Source organism: Viridibacillus sp. NPDC096237 (assembly GCF_050278625.1).
Classification (GTDB): Bacteria; Bacillota; Bacilli; order Bacillales_A; family Planococcaceae; genus Viridibacillus.
In genome coordinates, this window is the sequence record NZ_JBNNTI010000003.1 from 56,258 (window position 1) to 78,223 (window position 21,966).

17 protein-coding genes and 3 pseudogenes are annotated in these 21,966 nt (G+C 35.2%); 13 read left to right on the forward strand and 7 right to left on the reverse strand.

Going from position 1 to position 21,966, the window contains the following annotated elements; genetic code table 11:
- Nucleotides 1-2: 2 nt before the first annotated feature.
- On the reverse strand, nt 3-869 hold the full coding sequence (efeO, locus tag ACQKMD_RS04060) for an iron uptake system protein EfeO (RefSeq protein ID WP_427749709.1): 867 nt from the start codon (nt 867-869) through the stop codon (nt 3-5).
- Between the two features lie 269 nt (nt 870-1,138).
- On the opposite strand from efeO, the pseudogene ACQKMD_RS04065 reads away from it, so the two are divergent.
- Together ACQKMD_RS04065 and ACQKMD_RS04070 are read left to right on the forward strand one after the other, a co-directional pair.
- Nucleotides 1,139-1,281 (forward strand): annotated as a pseudogene (locus tag ACQKMD_RS04065) (IS3 family transposase); the annotation flags it as partial.
- 34 nt (nt 1,282-1,315) lie between these two features.
- A pseudogene (locus tag ACQKMD_RS04070) lies at nt 1,316-1,425 on the forward strand (IS3 family transposase); the annotation flags it as partial.
- A 59-nt stretch (nt 1,426-1,484) separates the two neighbouring features.
- Here the strand turns inward: ACQKMD_RS04070 and ACQKMD_RS04075 are convergent.
- The 3 genes from ACQKMD_RS04075 to nhaC form a co-directional block, all read right to left on the reverse strand.
- Nucleotides 1,485-1,835, reverse strand: coding sequence for a hypothetical protein (locus tag ACQKMD_RS04075; protein WP_427749711.1), 351 nt, complete (start codon nt 1,833-1,835; stop codon nt 1,485-1,487).
- Between the two features lie 501 nt (nt 1,836-2,336).
- Nucleotides 2,337-3,497 (reverse strand): class I SAM-dependent methyltransferase, encoded by a 1,161-nt coding sequence (locus ACQKMD_RS04080; RefSeq protein ID WP_427749712.1) that lies wholly within the window; start codon nt 3,495-3,497, stop codon nt 2,337-2,339.
- A gap of 84 nt (nt 3,498-3,581) precedes the next feature.
- Nucleotides 3,582-4,967 (reverse strand): Na+/H+ antiporter NhaC, encoded by a 1,386-nt coding sequence (gene nhaC, locus ACQKMD_RS04085; RefSeq protein ID WP_427749714.1) that lies wholly within the window; start codon nt 4,965-4,967, stop codon nt 3,582-3,584.
- A 635-nt stretch (nt 4,968-5,602) separates the two neighbouring features.
- Here nhaC and ACQKMD_RS04090 point away from each other — a divergent pair.
- The 4 genes from ACQKMD_RS04090 (at nt 5,603) to hflX (ending at nt 11,165) form a co-directional block, all read left to right on the forward strand.
- Complete coding sequence (locus tag ACQKMD_RS04090) at nt 5,603-7,234, forward strand: AMP-binding protein (RefSeq protein WP_427749716.1); 1,632 nt, start codon at nt 5,603-5,605, stop codon at nt 7,232-7,234.
- 166 nt (nt 7,235-7,400) lie between these two features.
- The gene (gene putP / locus ACQKMD_RS04095; protein WP_427749718.1) at nt 7,401-8,888 is read left to right on the forward strand and encodes a sodium/proline symporter PutP; all 1,488 of its coding nucleotides are present in this window, start codon (nt 7,401-7,403) and stop codon (nt 8,886-8,888) included.
- Nucleotides 8,889-8,965: 77 nt separating this feature from the next.
- A complete protein-coding gene (locus ACQKMD_RS04100) occupies nt 8,966-9,658 on the forward strand; it encodes a VOC family protein (RefSeq protein WP_427749719.1) in 693 nt (230 codons plus the stop codon).
- Nucleotides 9,659-9,899: 241 nt separating this feature from the next.
- On the forward strand, nt 9,900-11,165 hold the full coding sequence (gene hflX, locus ACQKMD_RS04105) for a GTPase HflX (RefSeq protein WP_427749721.1): 1,266 nt from the start codon (nt 9,900-9,902) through the stop codon (nt 11,163-11,165).
- Between the two features lie 43 nt (nt 11,166-11,208).
- On the opposite strand, the gene ACQKMD_RS04110 is transcribed toward hflX, so the two are convergent.
- Nucleotides 11,209-12,927 (reverse strand): ABC transporter ATP-binding protein, encoded by a 1,719-nt coding sequence (locus ACQKMD_RS04110; RefSeq protein ID WP_427749723.1) that lies wholly within the window; start codon nt 12,925-12,927, stop codon nt 11,209-11,211.
- A gap of 227 nt (nt 12,928-13,154) precedes the next feature.
- Here ACQKMD_RS04110 and ACQKMD_RS04115 point away from each other — a divergent pair, with 227 nt between their 5' ends.
- From ACQKMD_RS04115 to ACQKMD_RS04145, 7 genes are all read left to right on the forward strand, one after another.
- Nucleotides 13,155-14,642 carry a peptide MFS transporter gene (locus ACQKMD_RS04115; protein WP_427749725.1) on the forward strand — a complete coding sequence of 496 codons (1,488 nt, stop codon included), beginning with the start codon at nt 13,155-13,157 and terminating at the stop codon, nt 14,640-14,642.
- A gap of 370 nt (nt 14,643-15,012) precedes the next feature.
- Nucleotides 15,013-15,963 carry an ABC transporter permease gene (locus tag ACQKMD_RS04120; protein WP_427749727.1) on the forward strand — a complete coding sequence of 317 codons (951 nt, stop codon included), beginning with the start codon at nt 15,013-15,015 and terminating at the stop codon, nt 15,961-15,963.
- Nucleotides 15,956-16,906 (forward strand): iron chelate uptake ABC transporter family permease subunit, encoded by a 951-nt coding sequence (locus ACQKMD_RS04125; RefSeq protein ID WP_427749729.1) that lies wholly within the window; start codon nt 15,956-15,958, stop codon nt 16,904-16,906. Before ACQKMD_RS04120 ends, ACQKMD_RS04125 begins: the two co-directional genes overlap by 8 nt.
- A complete protein-coding gene (locus ACQKMD_RS04130) occupies nt 16,903-17,664 on the forward strand; it encodes an ABC transporter ATP-binding protein (protein ID WP_427749732.1) in 762 nt (253 codons plus the stop codon). The genes ACQKMD_RS04125 and ACQKMD_RS04130 overlap by 4 nt, the downstream gene beginning before the upstream one ends.
- Before the next feature lie 19 nt (nt 17,665-17,683).
- Nucleotides 17,684-18,664 (forward strand): siderophore ABC transporter substrate-binding protein, encoded by a 981-nt coding sequence (locus ACQKMD_RS04135; protein ID WP_427749734.1) that lies wholly within the window; start codon nt 17,684-17,686, stop codon nt 18,662-18,664.
- Between the two features lies 1 nt (nt 18,665).
- Nucleotides 18,666-18,974: an antibiotic biosynthesis monooxygenase family protein gene (locus ACQKMD_RS04140; protein WP_427749736.1), complete on the forward strand. Its 309-nt coding sequence runs from the start codon at nt 18,666-18,668 to the stop codon at nt 18,972-18,974.
- A 145-nt stretch (nt 18,975-19,119) separates the two neighbouring features.
- Nucleotides 19,120-19,746 carry a phosphatase PAP2 family protein gene (locus ACQKMD_RS04145; RefSeq protein ID WP_427749738.1) on the forward strand — a complete coding sequence of 209 codons (627 nt, stop codon included), beginning with the start codon at nt 19,120-19,122 and terminating at the stop codon, nt 19,744-19,746.
- Between the two features lie 141 nt (nt 19,747-19,887).
- On the opposite strand, the gene ACQKMD_RS04150 is transcribed toward ACQKMD_RS04145, so the two are convergent.
- Together ACQKMD_RS04150 and ACQKMD_RS04155 are read right to left on the reverse strand one after the other, a co-directional pair.
- Complete coding sequence (locus ACQKMD_RS04150) at nt 19,888-20,373, reverse strand: hypothetical protein (protein WP_427749739.1); 486 nt, start codon at nt 20,371-20,373, stop codon at nt 19,888-19,890.
- A 232-nt stretch (nt 20,374-20,605) separates the two neighbouring features.
- Nucleotides 20,606-21,794 (reverse strand): annotated as a pseudogene (locus ACQKMD_RS04155) (MFS transporter).
- Nucleotides 21,795-21,966: the final 172 nt, after the last annotated feature.

Sequence of the window (21,966 nt, forward strand, 5' to 3'; positions counted from 1 at the left end):
TCTCACTCCAATATAGTTCCCATTTGACTTAGTGGTTCTCCAAGATGGTTTACTGCTTCAGCTAGAGCTTTTGTATCGTCTTTTGTAAGCTCCGTGTAAGAAACGTAACCATCTTTAGTTTCGTATTTAGCTAGCAAATCATTAACTCCTTTGAATTTTTCATTTAGGTTTTTAGCCAATTCAGGGTCTTTTGCTTCGATTTTATTTTCTAAAATAGTAAAGATTTTTTCGGCACCTTCGACATTAGCTTTGAAGTCATATAAGTCAGTATGAGAAAAGATTTCTTCTTCACCTGAAATTTTAGATGTAGAAACTTCGTTCAATAAGTCTATAGCTCCGGTCATCATTAAATCAGGAGTTACTTCAACTGTTTCTACTCGCGCACGTAATTCTTTTGCATCTTTAAGTAATTGATTAGCTGTTTTTTCATAGCCTTTTGTTGTATTTTCTTCCCATAATCCAAATTCAATTTTGTGGTAGCCACTCCAATCTTCTTTTCCTTGACCTTCTTCTTTTAAATCAGCTAAACGAGCATCAATACGAGGGTCAAGATCACCGAAGCTTTCAGCGATTGGTTCAGAACGTTCAAAAAACATACGAGCATTTGGGTAGATGGCTTTTGCTTTTTCAATATTGCCAGCTTTTACAGCAGCAACGAATTTTTCTGTTTCAGTTGTGAATTGGTCCATTTGATCAAGAGCGAATTCTTTATATGCATCCACTTCAGCTTGTAAGTCAATTGCTTCTGTATCTTTAGTTGTTGCTTCAGTTGATGATTTCTTAACAGTAGATTCCTCATCTGAGCTATTGCATCCTGTTACGATAACGCTTCCTGCTAATAAAATGGCTAATAATGATTTTGATTTCATTGATATCCTACTTTCTTTGATTCGATTTTATATCTACAATAATGATAATCATTATCAGTGAAAAGTCAATGCTTTACAAGACAAAAAATTCAAGGGAATGGGATTGGTTTCCTTTTTGGATAAGAGTATACCATTTATAAGGGGGGATATGATTTTTCTTCACTGTACTTCTTACAATATATCTGAGTAGATAAATATCTCCTACATCAAATATTGGTATTGGAGAAATTATTAGTTGAGATATACCTTTAATTCTTTATCTAAAAGCAGAAAGTTCTTATGAAGCTATAATCGCTGAAAACGAACGGGTATGAATAGAGAATGTGTATTTAAAAAAGTTGCATGCCTTAGTTCAAGAGTAGAGAAAATTGAAGATTTACAAAAAGCACAAGTGACCTATGAATTAAAGCATGGATTAAAAGTCATCAAAATCTGAATTACTTTAACTACAAGAATTTGAAAGTATGGAACATTTCAAAATCGAATTAGAAAATACATTCACTATTACAATCACAAATGTATTAAGGCAAAATTAAAAGGAATGAGCTCGGTATAATACCGGACACACTTCTATAGATATAATTAAATTATTTTGTCTAACTTTCTGGGTTTACTTCATTTTCGGGGCTCTTTTTTATTATAATCTGCTTCAGAGGTATCGTTATTTCTAGCGTAAAAAACTTTAACTTTGCCATTCTCCTTGATAAAGTAGTATGTATATTTTTTTTCATTATTAAAAATAATTTCTATACTATTGGATTTGGAACCTTTCAAACTTTTATCTTTCACGTACTTAGGAGAAGAATAATCATCCATATTAAACCCTTTATTTTTTAAATAATCAACAACTTCTTCTCTAAGTTTTTCTTCATCTTTTAATTTCACTTCTTCATATTTTGAAACCCCATAATAGCCCGTCCCACCCAATATAATAATGAGGCAAATTAAAAACACAGACTTTTTCATTTATACATATACTCCTTTGATTAATCTACTTCAGTATCAACAAGAACCAGATTAACATCTTATAGTTTACCCAAATTCATTTCTTAATTTTTTTATAAAACCTGTATCCTAAATCATTGTCTTTAGATACAATCCTGTGTATTTCATTTCACAACACATTATGAATTTTTACTAGTCATTTAAATCATATCACATTGGTAGTTCTCTCATTTTACATTAATACACAAAAATGTTAATACCCTTTTATATTTCAATCTGAAACCTGCCTACTAAAAATGATTTTTCTTCATTGATATCCACTTTGCTTTTATTTAATCACTATAAGTTAATAAATTGATAGCTTATATATAGAAAAATGAAGTGAATGGAAAATTAAATTTCCGATAGTGTTGTATAAAGTAACAAACATGATGAATATAATTTTTTCAATGAAGAGCGTGCATAAACAAGGAGGAAATTAAATGAAAACTCCTACACCAATTGTCGGTATAGGAGTCTTTATTACTGAATATATTCCTTTAATTCTTTTTCTAAAAAAGGCTTTGCGGATAAAAAATTAGTCAATGCATCATAACGTTCTTTTTGAATATCTGTTGGTTTTTTACCTGTAAAGTAAGCTCGAATTAAAATATTCTTCGGTGTATTCTCCATATCGATAAATTCTAGCAGCTGCGTTTCATAACCAACGAGCGATAAAATTTCCGCGCGGATAGAGTCTGTAGCTAGAGCTGCAAATCGCTCTTTTACTAAACCGTGTTGAAGCATAATATCGAGTGGTGAAGATTGAATTTGAGTATTTAATTCGTGTTGGCAACAAGGAACACTTAAAATTACTTTCGCTCCCCATTTTACTGCACGAGCTAATGCCATATCTGTAGCAACATCACATGCATGTAAAGTAACGACCATATCGACAGTTGTTTCATTATTATAGTCATTAATATCACCTACCAAAAATTCAAGTTGATCATATTCTAAATCTTTGGCGATTTGAGCACAGTGCTCAATGACTTCCTTCTTTAAATCTAAGCCTGTTACACGAATATCCAAGCCTTGCTCAATTTTTAAATAATGATAAAGTGCAAAAGTTAAATAGGATTTACCTGAACCAAAATCGATTATACGAATGGTACGGTCTTTCGGTAAATAGTCGAGTGAATCATGGATAAATTCGATAAAACGATTTATCTGTTTGAACTTATCATATTTTTGTTTTTTTACTTTACCATCAGCAGATTGCACCCCTAAACGGATAAGGAATGGATAAACTGTTTCAGGATCTAACAGGTAATTCTTTTTGCGATTATGTGAAAGGTTGACCGTTTTATTTGCCGTTTGCTCAACTTTCCAAAATACTTTGTTTTTCTTGGAAAGTTGGATTTGTATATTTTCACTAGTGAATTCCCCATGAAATTGACGGAACTGCTCAAATAGCTCATTAACTGTCATTTCAATAGAAGATAAAGGTACATTTTCATGCTTTAAAATACGTTCATATTGATATTCAAGTTGAATATGATAAATACCCTTTAGTTCAATTGGCTTCAATTTAATACGTTTGATTTCATTTGACTTTGTACGTGGCTGGCTAATTGTAGCAGCTACTAATTCTTTATTTAACAATCGTTGTAATAACGCTTGTATCATTTCTTGATATTCCATTGTTACTCGCCTTCTTTATTGTTTAATAGTTGGCATTAGTGTACCATAATTCACCGCCATCAAAGAATAAAAGAAGTTGAGTAATTATTTTTTGTCAATATATGAAAGTGTTTTGCCTGTCCATCCAAATAGAATTGTTAAGATTGGTGATAACAAACAGAATAAGGCAAATGGCAAGTAATCCAAAGTTGAAACGCCTAATACTTTTGTGATGAAAATACCACATACACTCCAAGGAACAAGTGGGTTTACAACTGTACCTGCATCCTCCATAACACGTGCAAGGTTTTTACTTTTCAAGCCAACCTTTTTGAACTGTGCTTGGAATGCTTCACCTGTTAATAGAATAGATAGGTATTGCTCACCGATTAATGTGTTAATTCCAATTGCTGTAACTGCTGCACCTGTTATCACAGAGCCAGTACTTTTAAAGAAGCTTTCTACTTTTGATAAAAGAGCTTGCACGATACCAAGCGTGAATAATAAGCCACCCATGCTAAGTGCTAAAAGGACAAGTCCGATTGTGAACATCATGCTATTAATACCGCCGCGTGAAAGTAGGGAATCAATGTCTTCTATACCTGTAGTAGATTTGAAACCATTAAATAAAATGTCCATTACTTCACTAATCCCAAATTGCGTATGGAAGTATGCAACGATTATAGCTGAGATAGAACTAACTGCTAATGTTAAAATAGCGGGTGTTTTTTTCAAAGTTAGAATGATAAGAATAGCTAAAGGGATTAGCGTATACCAATGCACCATACCTGTTTGTAACAGACCGTTTTGAAATGCATCAATTTTGTCTGCGTGTTGTAATTCTTTATTCGGCGAAATTGCACCATAAACAACTAATGAGATAAAAAATGCCGGGATTGTTGTCCATCCCATATTTTTAATATGTTCAAATAAATCTACACCAACAATGGCAGATGAGAGATTTGTCGTATCAGATAGAGGTGACATTTTATCGCCAAAAAAAGCACCTGAAACGATAGCGCCTGCAGTAATAGCTAAAGAAATATCCATTGCGCTTGCCATACCGATAAATGCTACACCGACTGTTGCGGTAGTGGTAAGTGAACTACCAATCGCAACACCAACAATACATGTAACAAGGAAGACTACCGCAAAGAAGAAATGTGGAGTAATTGTTTGGAAACCTAAGTAAATCATTGTTGGAATGGTACCACCCATCATCCAACTACTAATTAGAATACCGATAAAGAAGAAGATGAAAATGGCACTTAAACCTGCTTTGGAGCCTTCAACTAGGCCTTCTTCCAGTTGTCTATAAGAAACCTTTTTGATTAGGCCGTATGTGAGTAACAATAAAATGCTTATAATAATTGGCATATGAGGTACTGCATCGAACTTGGCAATACTAATCCCCATTGTTGTAATAATGATGCCTACAAGAAGTAAAGCTTCAAAAAAAGATGGTGTTATTTTAGCTTGAATACGAAACATGGAAATCCTCCTAAATTATAAAATGGCATAAAAAAATCCCTCTATCCCTATAAACAGGGACGAAGGAGAACTCCGCGGTACCACCCTAATTGTTGAATAATTGTATCCAACCACTTAATTAAAACGAGTATCTAATGGTGTAATTCATCTATAGAACAGACCTAAGTTTGCACCAACTACTTAGTCTCTAATTGCTGTCTGTAAAATACCTACTATGTCCATCACTCGGAATATATACTTTGTCGCTTCAACGTATTGAAGTTATTTAAAATAATACCATGTTTTAGTTTCTAGTCAATAGATTTGACGTAAATATAATTTTTAAAACGGTGTTTTTATATCTTAGTTCAGGCAAATAAAAGGGGCTATTGGCGAAATGATGCCAATCGCTAAGAAAGTAATAGATTATACTTTTATTAAGTTTGCCACTTTATATGTTTCACAAACATACTAGCAATTTGAACATGTTCCTCTGTTAAGTCTCCATTATAATAATGTAGAAAATTAAAGATTACTCTATTTTATTGGGAAAAAATAAGAATAATTAATAAACTCTACCAATTTATAAGTTAATTAATCTGAATTTTATGATAAAATAACGAATATAATACTGCGAGCAAAGGGGGGCATTTTTTATGTTATTACATAAAACTGTTGGGGAAGTTTTACGCCATACAGTGGAAGCGTTTCCAAATAATGAGGCATATGTGTATCCGGAAAATAATGTGAGAAGAACTTATGCGGAATTTGATCATGAAACAGATGAATTAGCTAAGGCATTTATCGGTATAGGTATTGCAAAAGGGGAGCATATAGCCATTTGGTCAGATAATAAGAGGGAATGGTTACTTAGTCAGTTTGCCTCAGGGAAAATGGGGGCCGTCCTTGTAACAGTAAATACGAATTATCAAGAAAAAGAACTGGAATATTTACTCCAGCAATCGGACTCGACGACATTGATATTAGGAGAAGAATTTAAAGGTACTTCCTATATTAATATAATTCAAACAATATGCCCGGAATTAGCAACTTCTAAAAAAGGTTATATTCAGTCAGATAAATTACCTCGATTTAAGCGTGTAATTGTTATGAGTGAAAATGATTATCTTGGTATTTATAAATGGAGTGAATTTGTAGAATTTGCGGAGCAAGTGACAGATGGGGAATTAGAAGAACGTCTCCATTCTCTTGATCCAGATGATGTTATTAATATTCAATACACATCAGGTACAACGGGTTTTCCAAAGGGAGTTATGTTGACACATAATAATGTGATTAATAATGGTCAGCTAGTTGGAGAATATATTCACTTAACAGAGCACGACCGTTTGTGCATACCTGTGCCATTTTTCCACTGCTTTGGTTGTGTGATGAGTACATTAGCTTCTGTATTACGTGGTGCCACAATGGTAGTGGTGGAACAGTTTGAACCACGTTTAGTTTTACAGACTGTTCAAAATGAAAAGTGTACGGCACTACAAGGAGTGCCAACAATGTTCATCGCAGAGTTAAATCATCCTGACTTCGGGAAGTTTGATTTATCTTCACTCCGTACAGGAATTATGGCAGGGTCGATTTGTCCAATAGAAGTAATGAAAAAGGTCATTAATGATATGGGTGCTCGTGAAATTACTATTTGCTATGGTCAAACAGAAGCTTCACCAGTTATTACACAAACAAGGACGGACGATTCGGTTGAAAAGCGTGTATCTACAGTAGGTAAGCCTCATCCGAATGTAGAAGTGAAGATTATTGACCCAGTGACTGGAGATGAAGTAGAAGTCGGTACACCGGGTGAATTGTGTACGCGTGGTTATTTAATAATGAAGGGTTACTATAATAACCCGGAAGCTACACATGCAGCAATCGATGACGAAAGTTGGCTTCATACAGGCGATATCGCGGTTATGGATGAGGATGGATATATCGATATTACGGGGAGGATTAAAGATATGGTTATTCGTGGGGGTGAAAATATTTATCCACGTGAGGTGGAGGAGTTCTTATATGAGCATCCACAAATACAAGATGTTCAGGTTGTCGGAGTACCGGATGAAAAATATGGGGAAGAACTAATGGCTTGGGTTATATTAAAAGAAGGGGCATTTGTCACGGAAGAGGAGCTCAGAGCATATTGTAAAGGGAAGATTTCTTATCATAAAATACCGAAATATATTCAGTTTATAGATGAATATCCAATGACAGCTTCAGGTAAAATTCAGAAGTTTAGACTAAGAGAATTATCACAAGATTACCTAGTTAAGTGAGTTGTCATGAGAACAGATCATACGTTGAAGTGGCGTATAATCTGTTCTCTTAGGTAAATTTGAAGATAAATGTTAACGCAATCTGAATAAATATAATATTCTATTTACTTAAGCTAGAATAATCATGATAAAATAGTTATATTACATAGTTTAAGGGGGATTTAGCATGTCTGATAATATGTATCAACTTATTGCAATTGTTATATATATGATTGCAATGTTAGCAATTGGGTGGTATGCATTTAGGCGTACATCTAATTTGACAGATTACATGCTTGGGGGGCGTTCATTAGGACCTGCAGTTACAGCATTAAGTGCTGGGGCAGCAGATATGTCAGGTTGGTTATTAATGGGGCTACCTGGTGCAATTTATGCAAGTGGATTAATAGAAGCATGGATTGCGATTGGTTTAACAGTAGGGGCGTATTTAAACTGGGTATTTGTTGCACCACGTTTACGTATGTACACACAAGTATCAAATAATTCAATTACGATTCCAAGTTATTTAGATAACCGCTTAAGAGACAATACAAAGTTACTTCGCATTGCTTCAGGTTTAATTATCCTTGTATTCTTTACTTTCTACGTATCTTCAGGAATGGTTGCGGGGGGAGTATTTTTCGAAAGTTCGTTTGGTTATAATTATCATACAGGGCTATTAATTTCTTCTGGTGTTGTAATTGCCTATACACTGTTCGGTGGATTTTTAGCTGTTAGTTATACAGACTTCATTCAAGGGTTGGTCATGTTTTTAGCACTTATAATTGTTCCGATATTCGGTTTATTCCTAACAGGTGGAATAGGAGAGACTGTAGATTCTATTAAAGAAGTTGATCCTAACTTATTAAGCTTATTTGCAGGTACAACGATTACAGGAATTATTTCTACAGTAGCATGGGGTCTAGGTTATTTTGGCCAGCCACATATTATTGTTCGCTTTATGGCGATCAAGAGCGTTAAAGAAACAAAGCAAGCTCGTAGAATCGGAATAAGCTGGATGTTACTAAGTTTATTTGGAGCGATTGCGACAGCACTTGTAGGGGTTGCTTATTATCAACAAAATGCCGAGGTATTAAAAAATCCCGAAACAGTATTCATTGTTTTAGGTCAAATTCTATTCCACCCATTTATTGCTGGGATTATGCTTGCGGCAATTTTAGCAGCAGTTATGAGTACGATTTCATCTCAATTAATCGTAACATCATCTGCATTAGTGGAAGACATTTATAAAGCGGTATTTAAATCAAATGCTACAGATAAACAATATGTTTTCTTAGGACGTATGGCCGTACTTTTAGTATCTATTTTGGCTATGACGCTAGCTTGGAAACAGGATAACAAAATTTTAGACTTAGTATCCTTCGCTTGGGCGGGTTTTGGTGCTGCGTTTGGTCCTATTATTTTATTGACATTGTATTGGAAGAAAATTACAAACTGGGGTGCTTTAGCAGGTATGGTAACTGGCGCAGTAACAGCTTACGTTTGGGGTTCTAATGATAAGCTCCATGCGGCTATGTACGAAATTGTACCAGGATTTATCATCTGTCTACTAGTTGCGGTTGTTGTTAGTTTATTAACATACAAACCTAATAAAGAAATTGAAGAAGAGTTTGATAGAACAATAGAGTTATTGAAAGAAGAACAAGAGGGCTAATCATTCTTGTGTCCGTAGTTGGCTATGCTTGCATACATACAGCTACGGACTTTTCTATATACATAGGGGGTGATAGGATGTTTGAATTAGATCATGTCGTATATTTCACAACCAAAAATCCACAGCAGGTTGTCGAACAGGAACAAATTGAAGGTTTGCATCCTGTTGAAGGCGGGCAGCATTTGGATTGGGGAACGTATAATGCACTATTTTATACAAAGAATAGTTATATCGAGTGGCTTGCTATTGAACATGAAAATATAGCAAAACAATCAACTCAGCCTTTAGTGAAACAACTTTTATATGATATTGTCGATGGAGAAGGGTTTGCATCATTATGCTTACGCTCAAACGATTTAGAAAAGAAAAATCGCTATTTTAAAAAAATGGGCTATCGCACATCAGGTATTATCCCTGCCGAGAGAAGAACATCCAATGGCGATTTGCGCAAATGGAAGATGCTTTTCATCGATCATAAAATAGACCATACATTACCTTATCCATTTTTTATACAGTGGGAGCAGTCAGACGAAGAACGCTACTCGTCACTAAGAGAAGATGGTACAGTCAAACCAGAAAATGAAAAATTAACGATTAAGCGTTGTATCTTCCATGTGAAAAATGTAGAAGAGAAGCTTATTCATTGGTCAAGATTATTATCGTTACCGACAAGGGAGAATACATTGAAGCTGGGGAATACGACTTTTGTTTTTGAGAAAAAGAGTAATAGTAAGGAACGATTGCATACAATCGAAATTGTAAAAGGTTGAGAGTTAAGAATTGAGTGTGTTAGGATAAATTAACCTTTTTAACAGAGGGTTTCTAAATGACATTCGAATGGTACTGTTTGAATATTTTACAGAGGATTAAAAAGCATTGTTTATTAGAGGATTTTATAAGGGAATATTAAGAGAAGAGTAGACAAATCGGTCTATTCTATTATTTATTTTCAATTGGAAGTTAAGAATATATTCAGACACTTTGCTTTGTGTAGTAAGAGGAGGAAATTTGTTGGATGAATTAATTGAAAAAGCCGTATTAGTCGGTGTTAATTTACGAGGGGATGTTCATTTTGAATATTCGCTTGAAGAGCTCCAAAATTTAGCCGAAGCGCTAGAGGTAGAAGTAGTGGGCACGGTTACGCAAAATTTAGAACGTGTAAATCCATCTCATTTTGTTGGAACTGGTAAAATAGAAGAAATTAAAAATTTCTATGATGAATCTGACGCAAATTTAGTCATTTTCGATGATGAGTTATCACCATCTCAAATACGAAATCTTGAGGCTGATTTAGAATGTAAAGTTATCGATCGTACAATGCTGATTTTAGATATTTTCGCTAGACGTGCAAAATCGAAGGAAGCACAAATGCAAGTAGAATTAGCACAGTTACAATATATGTTACCAAGATTAGTCGGCTTGCATGCATCTCTTAGTCGACAAGGTGGGGGAACAGGTGGCGGCTTCAAAAACCGTGGTGCAGGTGAAACGAAACTTGAATTGGACCGTCGTAAAATAGAGGATCAAATTGCAAAATTACGCCGTGATTTAGAAGTGGTCAAAGAACAACGCGAAACGCAGCGTAAGCAACGACGCAAAAATGAAATCCCAGTCGTATCCATTGTAGGTTATACGAATGCCGGGAAATCGACGATTATGAATCAGTTGTTACGTAAAACTGAGCATGAAGAACATAAACAAGTATTCGAAAAAGATATGCTTTTTGCTACTCTTGAAACATCGGTTCGACAAATTGAATTACCTGATCATAAAAGCTTCCTATTAACTGATACCGTGGGCTTTGTTAGCAAATTACCTCACCATTTAGTAAAGGCGTTTCGTTCTACTTTAGAAGAAGCACGAGATGCAGATTTACTTTTACATGTTGTGGACTCTTCAAACGAAGAATATCAGTATATGATGGAAGTAACGAATGATACATTACATGCTGTCGGTGTTGAAGACGTTCCAACAGTGTATGTGTACAATAAGGCAGATCTTGCTAATGCAGAATATCCACATGTAAGTGGAGATACAGTTTGGATGTCTGCAAAAGAAGGCGTAGGGTTGGATGAGCTTTTACAAGTTGTTCGTCGTCACATTTTCTCGGATTATGTTACATGTCGCATATGTATACCGCACGATCGAGGGGATATTGTTTCGTATTTGAATGAGTATAGCAATATTCAGGAAACAGCATATGAAGAAGAAGGTACTGTATTGAAAGTTGAAATGAAAGAAGCGGACGCAAATCGTTTCGCTGAATTTATCTTGTAATAGGAAAGAGTAGAGGGTCGATGTGAAATCGACCCCTACTCTTTTAGTTTTGATTAAATTGTATGTTGTGTAGCTTTGTGAAAATTCCGTTTGCTGCGACAAGCTCATCGTACTTACCGTCTTCAGCAATTCCGTCTTCAGTAACGACGATTACACGATCGGCGTCTCGTATTGTAGCTAGACGGTGAGCGATTACGAGGGTCGTGCGATTTTTTGCAAGGTCATTTAAAGCACGTTGAATGATCTTCTCTGTTTCCGTATCTAGTGCAGATGTAGCTTCATCTAGAATTAGAATTGGAGGATTCTTAAGGAACATACGTGCAATTGCTAGTCGTTGTTTTTGACCACCAGATAACTTCAATCCTCTTTCACCAATTTGTGTATCATAACCATCTTGAAGACCTTCGATAAATTCCACTAAATGGGCTTTTTTTGCAGCCTCTTGAATTTCTTCAAACGTAGCCTCAAGTTTACCATAAGCAATATTATCTCGCACTGTTCCGGTAAATAAGAAGACGTCTTGTTGTACGATGCCAATTTGTGAGCGTAAAGAGTGTAACGTCATATCACGTACATCGATGCCATCAATGGAAATCGAACCTCCAGTGACATCATAAAATCTGGGTATTAATGAACAAATTGTTGTTTTACCAGCACCTGAAGGACCAACGAACGCAATTGTCTGTCCTTCATGAATCGATAAATTAATATTGGACAAAATCTCTTTATAGGACTCGTACCCGAAATGTACATTGTTGAATTGAACATTTCCAGATAATGCATGATTATCGATTGCATTCCTCTTATTTTGGATGTCAGGTTCTTGGTCAATTAGTTCAAGGAATCTCTTGAAGCCAGCCATTCCCTTTGGATACATCTCTAGTAGTGCGCTAATTTTATCGACTGGTTTAATTAGAACATTGGAATAGAGAACGAAGCTAACAAGTTCACCGTAAGTTAGCAGTTTGTTGAAGCTCAGCCATGCTCCAACAACTAAGATGATTAGTGTAACAAGGCGGGTAATCATATAAATACTGGAATGTGTACCAGCCATAATTTTATATGCAGAAAGCTTAGCGAGACGAAAACGATCGTTATTAACTTTAAAACGATCCATTTCAAATTGTTCGTTTGTGAATGCTTGTACAACACGTACGCCAGACACACTATCTTCTACGCGAGCATTGACGTCTGCAATACTTCCGTACATCGATTTCCAAGCTTCATTCATTTTGACATTGCAATATGTTACTAACCAAAATAAAAAGGGTACCATGATTATAGCAATTAAGGCTAGTTGAGGATTGATACTGAACATAATTGCAAAAGCTCCGAAAAACGTCATAACTGCAATAAAGAGATCTTCTGGACCATGGTGAGCAAGCTCGCCAATATCAAATAAATCATTTGTAACACGGCTCATTATATGGCCTGTTTTTGTATTATCAAAAAAGCGGAAAGATTGTTTCTGTACATGATTAAAGAGTTCTTGTCGCATATCAGTTTCAATATTAGTGCCAAGTTTATGGCCTAAGTAACTGACGATATATTGCAACAAGGTGCTAACAAGGTAAATGATTAAAAGTAGTACGCTCACTGTCACAATTGAGCCCCATTCGCCACTTGGTAAAAGTTTATCAATAAACCATTGTACGGCAATTGGAAAGGCTAGTTCTAAAATTGCGACGATGACAGCACTTGTAAAATCAATGATAAATAATCGCTTATGCGGTTTGTAATAGGAAAAAAACTGTTTTAGCATGTATTTGCTCCTCTGTAAATTCAATTCTTTGTATTATAACGGAAAATTAGATAAATGTAATTAACTATACACCCTTGAAATATCTTACTATTCAAATTAATGTTAAAATAATCAATATTTTGCAAACTTCAATTCTTTGACATAAGTACAACTACCTATTTATAGTAGACTTACTGTTTTTTCTGAAAATATATATTTTATTTACTCATTGGAAAGAAGGAAATTAAATGACAACGAAGGAAGATATCGTTAAGTCGGTTCCTCAAAAAGGTTTTGTAGGGCATCCTAAAGGATTAATGACATTATTCTTTACTGAGTTTTGGGAACGTTTTTCATACTATGGTATGCGTGCAATTTTACTTTTCTTTATGTACTATAGTTTAAATGATGGTGGGCTAGGATTAGATCGAACGACAGCTAACTCAATTTTCGCTATATATGGATCACTTGTATATATGTCAGGTATTATTGGTGGCTGGATTGCTGACCGTATATTAGGTACTAGAAGAACTGTGTTTTACGGTGGTATTTTAATAATGATGGGGCATATTTGTTTGTCATTCCCGGGTGGATTGACAATGCTATTAATTTCCATGGTATTTATTGTGATGGGTACAGGTTTATTAAAACCTAATGTTTCAAGTCTTGTTGGAGACATCTATGCTGAAACTGATGACCGCAGAGACTCAGGTTTCAGTATTTTCTATATGGGTATTAATCTTGGTTCATTCACTGCACCTTTAATTGTCGGAACTATTGGACAAAAGTACAGCTTCCATTTAGGTTTTGGAATTGCGGCAATTGGTATGTTCCTAGGCTTAATTATGTATGTAATTACTTCAAAGAAACATCTAGGGTTAGCAGGTACACAAATTAATAACCCGCTACCAAAAGAAGAATTTTCTAAATTAGCAATAAAAACAATCATTGGCGTTTTAGTTGTTGCAGTACTAGCGGTGATTGCATATATAAACGATCAATTAACAATTAACAATGTTATATTATTCATTTCTATTTTAGGGATTGTAATCCCTACAGCATTTTTTGTGGTGATGTATAGAAGTCCAAAAACTAATGTAGAAGAAAAATCTCGTGTATTGGCATATATACCAATGTTCATAGCTGCTGTCATGTTCTGGGCAATACAAGAACAAGGGGCAAATATTCTTGGGACGTATGCAGACTCACGTACTGACTTAACAATGGGGTCATTTAAATTGGAATCTTCTTGGTTCCAATCATTAAATCCTTTATTCATTATTACAATGGCACCTTTATTTGCATGGATTTGGATGAAATTAGGAACCAGACAACCATCTACACCAGTTAAATTTGCATTGGCGTTATTTTTCTCGGGGTTCTCATTCATTATTATGGTAATTCCAGCGTTTCTTTCAGAAGGTACAGCTTTAGTAAGTCCATGGTGGTTAGTATTAAGTTTCTTCCTTGTTGTTATAGGTGAATTATTGATATCCCCTGTAGGATTATCTGTTACAACTAAATTAGCACCAAAGGCATTTAGTGCGCAAACCATGAGTTTATGGTTCCTAACGAGTGCAGCTGCACAAGCAATTAATGCACAGTTAGTAAAAGTATTTGATAAAATTAGTGAAGTTGCGTACTTTGGTACATTAGGTACAGCTTCAGTTCTTCTAGGTATCGTAATGTTAATGATTTCACCAATTATTTCTAAAGCGATGCAAGGTATCCGTTAATAGACAATAAAAAGGCTCAGAGATTTTCCGAATCTCTGAGCTTTTTTTTTATAAAAAATATGAAATTAACGTATAAAAGGCCTATGATTTTACGTATTAATCACAAAATTAGTAAGAAGAAAATGAAGATAATAAAGATAATAAAATGCAAAGTATCGAAAGCGTTTTACTAATAAATGGCTCTATACCAGGGTATTAAAGCAAATAGTAATTTTTTGAGTTCATTAAACTGTCATTGTGGTATGATAATCATTCTCATAAAAGGGTTGACGGAAAAAGTCGTCATGTTATAATGGGAATTGTGAGTAAATGATAATCATTTTCAATAACGAGATTATACACTCATAAAATGAATACAACGGGGATTACAATGAAGAAACGATACCTATTTATAGCACTCATCTTGTTATCACTTCTATCGCTTTTTGTAGGAGTGAGTCGAATTTCACCAACAGATTTGTTAGATTTTGAATCTGAAGAAACTCAAATTTTCCTAATTAGTCGCGTGCCAAGACTAATTGCCATCCTTTTGGCTGGTATGGGAATGAGTATTGCAGGTTTAATCATGCAAAGTCTTAGTAGAAATAAATTTGTTTCGCCCACAACAGCAGGTACATTAGATGCCACTAAGCTAGGCATACTAGTATCAATGTTACTGTTTGCGAATGCATCTTTGCTTGAAAAAATGGCGGTTTCATTTGTATTTGCGCTAGCCGGCACGCTGTTATTTATGCAAATTTTAAATCGCATTAAATTCAAGGATGCCATTTTTATTCCACTTGTTGGTTTAATGTTCGGAAATATTTTATCGTCTATCACGACGTTTTTCGCTTATAAAGCGGATGTTATTCAAAATATATCCTCTTGGTTACAAGGTGATTTCTCTATGATTATGAAGGGGCGTTATGAACTTTTATACATAAGCGTACCTATATTAATTATCGCATATTTATATGCGAACCGATTTACGGTTGCGGGTATGGGTGAAGATTTCTCAAAAAATCTCGGTCTTGCTTATAGAAGAATCGTTAACTTTGGTTTAATCCTCGTGGCACTCGTTACAACAACCGTTGTGCTAACGGTTGGGATGATACCTTTCCTTGGTTTAATCATTCCGAACATTGTATCGATCTTTAAGGGAGATCATTTACAAAAAACACTTCCGCATACCGCTTTATTAGGTGCAATTTTCTTATTAGCCTGCGATATTCTAGGTAGGATATTGATTTATCCTTATGAGATTTCAATTAGCTTAATGGTTGGGGTAATTGGTAGTGGCGTCTTCTTATACTTGTTATTTAGGGGGAAGGCGTATGCGTAACAGTACGAAAATGATACTATTAGCAGCATTTGCTGCACTATTCTGTAGTTTATATTTATTTCAAGGTTTAAATGGAAGTTATGACTATGCCTTGCCACGTCGAGGGATTAAAGTTCTAGCAATGGCCATAACAGGTGTTGCAATCGCGTATTCAACCGTTGTTTTCCAAACAATTACACATAACCGCATTCTGACTCCAAGTATTATGGGGCTAGATTCACTTTACTTGCTATTGCAAACAGTGATTATTTTCTTCTTAGGCTCTGGGCATGTAGCAATTATAAATGTGAAAGTAAACTTCGTTCTATCGTTATTAGTCATGATAGGGTTTGCACTTCTACTATACAAATTCCTGTTCCGTACAGGGAAACAACCAATCTACTTCCTACTACTCGTAGGTATTATTCTTGGTACTTTGTTAGGTAGTTTAACAACATTCATGCAAGTGTTAATTGATCCAAACGAATTTATGCGCGTGCAGGATAAAATGTTTGCGAGTTTTAACAACGTAAGTGGCGACTTAGTATGGTTTGCATTAGTCATCGTATTAGTGACGATGATATACGGGTGGCGAATGGTTCGTGACTTGGATGTACTGTCACTAGGAAGAGATAATGCCGTCAATTTAGGTGTTCCTTATGATAAAGTCGTGAAACGAATGCTTGTTATTTCAGCGATTTTAATTGCATCGTCAACTGCCCTAGTAGGACCGATAACATTCTTCGGTTTAATCGTAGCAAACTTGTCTTATCAATTCTTTAAAACGTACAAGCACACAGTATTAATCACTGGTGCAAGTATTATAAGTCTAGTGGCGTTAATTGGTGGGCAATGGATTGTTGAGCGTGTGTTCACATTCTCAACAACATTAAGTGTTATCGTCAACTTTGTCGGTGGTATCTACTTCATCTATCTATTATTAAGGGAGAGTCGATCTGCATGATCCAAGTAAAAGAAATATCTAAACTTTTCGGCAAGAAAGTTGTAGTTGATAAGGTAAGTGTCGACATTCAACGCGGCAAAATCACGTCTTTTATCGGCCCAAATGGTGCAGGTAAATCTACGCTTCTTTCTATGGTAAGTCGTTTACTTGATGCAGACACCGGCGAAGTATTTCTAGACAGCTCGGATGTGAAAAAGTTGAATTCAAACGATTTTGCTACAAGGGTATCAATATTAAAGCAATCGAACTATATGAATGTGCGTTTAACTATTCGTGAGCTTGTATCTTTTGGCCGTTTTCCATATTCTCGAGGTCGCTTAAATGAGGAAGATGTGAAAATGATCGACCAAGCGATTGAGTATATGAACTTGGGAGAAATACAAAATGACTTTTTGGACGAATTGTCTGGTGGACAACGTCAACGTGCTTTCATCGCGATGGTCATTGCTCAAGATACTGAATATATATTACTTGATGAACCACTTAACAACTTAGATATGAAGCACTCAGTGCAGATTATGAAAATCCTAAGAAAACTTGTGGATGATTTAGGGAAAACAGTAGTCATTGTTTTACATGATATCAACTTCGCTTCTGTTTATTCAGATCGAATTGTTGCTTTAAAGGATGGTCGTATTGTAAAAGACGGTCCAACAAATGACATCATCAACTCAGAATCATTAAAAGAAATTTACGATATGGATATCCCTATTCAAGAAATGAATAGTTGCCGTATTTGTGTATATTTTAATTCATAATAAAAGGAGACTTTACCCAATGAAAAACTGGAAATTACTTACGCTAGTTTGTGCGATGCTGTTAGTATTAGCAGCTTGTGGCTCTAAAGACGATAAAAAAGAAGAATCAACTTCAGGTTCAAAAGCAGAAGAAATTACAATTACAAATGACTTTGGTATTTCAAAAGATGACGGTACTTCTGATAACGTGAAAGACGAAGTAAAAGTTAAGAAAAACGCTGAAAAAGTTGTTGTATTTGATATGGGATTCTTAGATACTCTTGACACTCTAGGTGTTAAAGTTGCTGGATTACCACAAGATTCAGTTCCAAGTTACCTGAAACAATATAAAAGTTCTGATTATACAAACGCTGGTTCGTTAAAAGAGCCTGATTTTGAAGCAATCGCTGCATTAAAACCAGATGTAATCTTCATCTCTGGTCGTCAAGCTAGTCTTTACGAACAATTTAAAGAAATCGCTCCAACTGTATATGTAGGATTAGATACTTCAAAATACATGGAATCATTCAAAGCTAACTCAGAATTAGCGGGTAAAATTTTCGGTAAAGAAGATCAAGTAAAAGAAGAACTAACAAAAGTTGATGATAAAATTGCTACAATCCATGAAAAAGCATCTGCTTTAGATAAAAAAGCATTAATCATCCTTGGTTCAGAAGGTAAAATCAGTGCTTACGGTCCAGCATCTCGTTTTGGCATAATTCATGATGTATTTGGTTTTAAAGCAGCTGACAAAGGTATTGAAGTTTCAACTCACGGACAAAACGTATCATTTGAATACGTTTTAGAGAAAAACCCAGATATTATCTTTGTAGTTGACCGCGATGCAATCGTAACTGAAGGTGCATCTGCTAAAGACTCAATTGAAAATGCTTTAGTGAAGAAAACAAAAGCTTATAAAGATGGAAAAATGTTCTACTTGAACCCGGAAGTTTGGTACCTATCAGGTGGCGGACTACAATCAGTATCATTAATGATTGATGAAGTAGAGAAAGCATTATAATATGTTCTATCAAGCGAAACGAATTATTGTACAGGAAGGTTTTTCTGGACAAGTTGTAGAGCGTTTTAGTGGCGATACACCATTAGCTAAACAACCTGGTTTCATTGATTTGAAAGTACTTGTGAAGAAAGTTAGACGTGGAGACGAGGAAGTAATGATACTCGTTCAATGGCAAAGTGAAGAAGATTGGAAAAATTGGGAGAAGAGTCCGGAGCACATCGCTGGTCATAAAGCGAATATCGGAAAACCAAAACCACCATATATTATCGAATCAAGCCAAGACGTCTATGAAGTAAAAGCAACAAAATAATATAAGCTCCCCTAGCTTATTACTGAAAATGCTCTAGCACGATGCTAGAGCATTTTTTTATTATTTTCACTCGTTTTGCTATTAGATCGAGTTAAAAAGGGCTATAGTAAAAGAAATGATAATCGCAAGCTTAAGGAGGATTAGTATGAAAAAGTTATTTTATCCACTTGCGATAGTTACCGCCGTCGTATATATCGTGCTTTTTTTTAATATAAAAAGTAATTGGATAATCAATCTAGATCAGCAAGTATCTGATTTGTTGAAAGGTAATGAATTCTTAGGGTTTTTCCATTACTTTGGTGAGCCAGCATTCGTTGTTGTCATCGCCATTATTTTATTATTAGTGTTATGGATAAAAGACCATAATTACCGAGGAATGCTTTTTGTTCTTGTAACAATAGCAGCTGGTAATGTACTAAATCAATTATTGAAAATGTGGGTGCAGAGACCACGTCCTGATATACCAGATCAGCTTAAAAGTTTTAGCTTTCCTTCAGGACATTCCATGACGGGGATATTATATTTGTTTACATTGGCTTATTTAGCAACGGAATATCAATATTCTAAAAAGGTGAAGATATTCACTTGGGTAGGAGCCGTTGTGATGACAGTACTTATTGGTATGTCACGTGTTGCTGAGAGCCGTCACTTCGCTTCAGACGTGTTAGCAGGTTGGTCGATGGGATACACTTGGTTTATCATTGCAGTAATATGGTATGAACGTAGAAAACGAATATTTAAAGAGTTAGCACAGAAAAAAGCAGATGAATAAACAAATATTAATATAATGTTAGTTGAAATTTATCGAAATTAAATAAAACAACCAGTCGTCAATATCTATAGACGACTGGTTGTTTTGTTTTGAGACCATCAAAAATCATAAGAAAGACCCTTATTAGGGTTAAGAGACTTTCTACAATTCAATATTTTTAACAAATAGTTTTGCAAGGCCAGGATTCTTGATCCCTAGGGAGCTATAAATGTAGAGCCCATAAGATCCATTAGGAGCATCAAAATCAGGATAAATCCACTTCATTTTTTCTCCTGCTTGTAGTGTCCCTGAATGGAATCGTGAATTATCAGGGGCAATGATAACCCATTTAAAAGAATCATTTCCGTCATTTGCTATAGAGACTTCAAATGACTTTCCGCCTCTATATGTAAAACCAGCAAACCCTTCACCTCGAAAGTTGATTTGCTGGTTAGCTATAGTTGAGGATGAGGCAATTGCATCTCCTTCTTTAACTGGTGACAAGTCAGTCGATTTTTCAGGGTTCAACTTGATGTCATTATTACTAAATTCTAAACGTTCTCCGGCAGTTGCCCCAGGTACACCTTCTGAAGTAAAAATAAAGGATGTTAATAACAATGCGATAACTAATCTTTTCTTAAAATTCATCTCTCTTCTCCTAATATAGAAGTAGATTCGACTATAAGATTCTCCAACTGAAAATTCTTAAAACCTAGTCATGTATCATATCTAATTATACCAACAATCAATATAATTTGTGATGATTTGTATATTCTGGTGAAATATTAATCTGTTAATATAATAGTACTCATATTTATCAACAGTAGAATAATTATTCAATTGGAACTACCTTTGTTAGTTAGCTAAATATTTTTCTGACCTATAGAGCTTGTTCATGCAGAGTTTTACGCAAGTGAAATGCTAATATGAAAGAGGCAAATAGAAAACTTATTATCATACCAATAACCCCATGCCAGCCGTATACTGTCCAGAAGATTCAACCTACTGTTCCACCAACACTTGATCCTACATAGTAAAAGAATAGGTATAGTGAAGATGCTTGTGCTTTATCATGTGTAGCACGTCGTCCAACCCAGCCACTAGCAATAGAATGTCCACCAAAGAACCCGAAAGTGAAAATGGCGATTCCAGCTATCTTTAAAAGTAAGTGATTTTCTAACGTAACAATGCCACCAATAAACATAATGACTATTGCAATGACTAACATTTTATATCTTCCGAAACGATCAGAAAGACATCCGAACCATGCAGAACTAAATGTCCCAACAAGGTAGATGATGAATATCCACTACAATCGTTTGACTTAATGAAAAGGGCGGCTCCACTAATTGGAAGCCGATATAATTGTAAAGCGTAACGAAGCTCCCCATTAACAAAAAACCTAATCCGAATAGACTAAGTAATGCGGGATCTTTCAAATGCTGAATCAATGAGTGGAACAGTGCTTTTTCATTAAGTTTCTTTGCTTCAAAGTGTTTAGAGGCAGGCAGCAAAGTAAAAGGCGAAGCTCACTACAAAACTAATCACCCCAATCGAAATCATTCCAATCCGCCAACTAAATAAATCAGTCATCGTCCCAACGATAATTCGTCCACCTAATCCACCAATTGTATTTCCACTAATATATAATCCCATAGCAATCCCTAAACTTTTAGGGTCCATTTCTTCTCCTAAATAGGCCATAGCAATGGCGGGGAGACCGGCAAATACAATTCCTTGTATAACTCTTAATGTAAGTAAAGTTGAATAACTAGGCGCTAAAGCAATTAACAGAGTTAAAATTGCACCTGCAAACATGGAGAAAGTCATAATCTTCTTTCTACCCCAGGCTTCAGATAATGAGCCAATGATTATCATGCTGAAGGCTAATGTTAAAGTAGTTACTGACAATGACAAACTAGCTATTGTAGGTGAAATGTAAAATGCTTTTGTGAAAGTCGGGAGTAATGGTTGTGTCCTGTATAGATTAGCAAACGCACTAAAAGCTCCGGCGAATATGCCAAATTCGCGTTCCGGAAGTTTACAGTACCGCGTTTTATATAGTTCATTAGAGGTCACTCCAAAATTGAGACATTTTAAAAATAGGTTATCTATATTACTTATTATAAGGATGTACAAATCATCATAACAATTAATTAGATTAGTAGATAAAAATTAAATGGAGTACTCGTGGAAGTTGTGTACGCCTGTAAAAGTGTTCTTATTATCTGGAATTTCCTT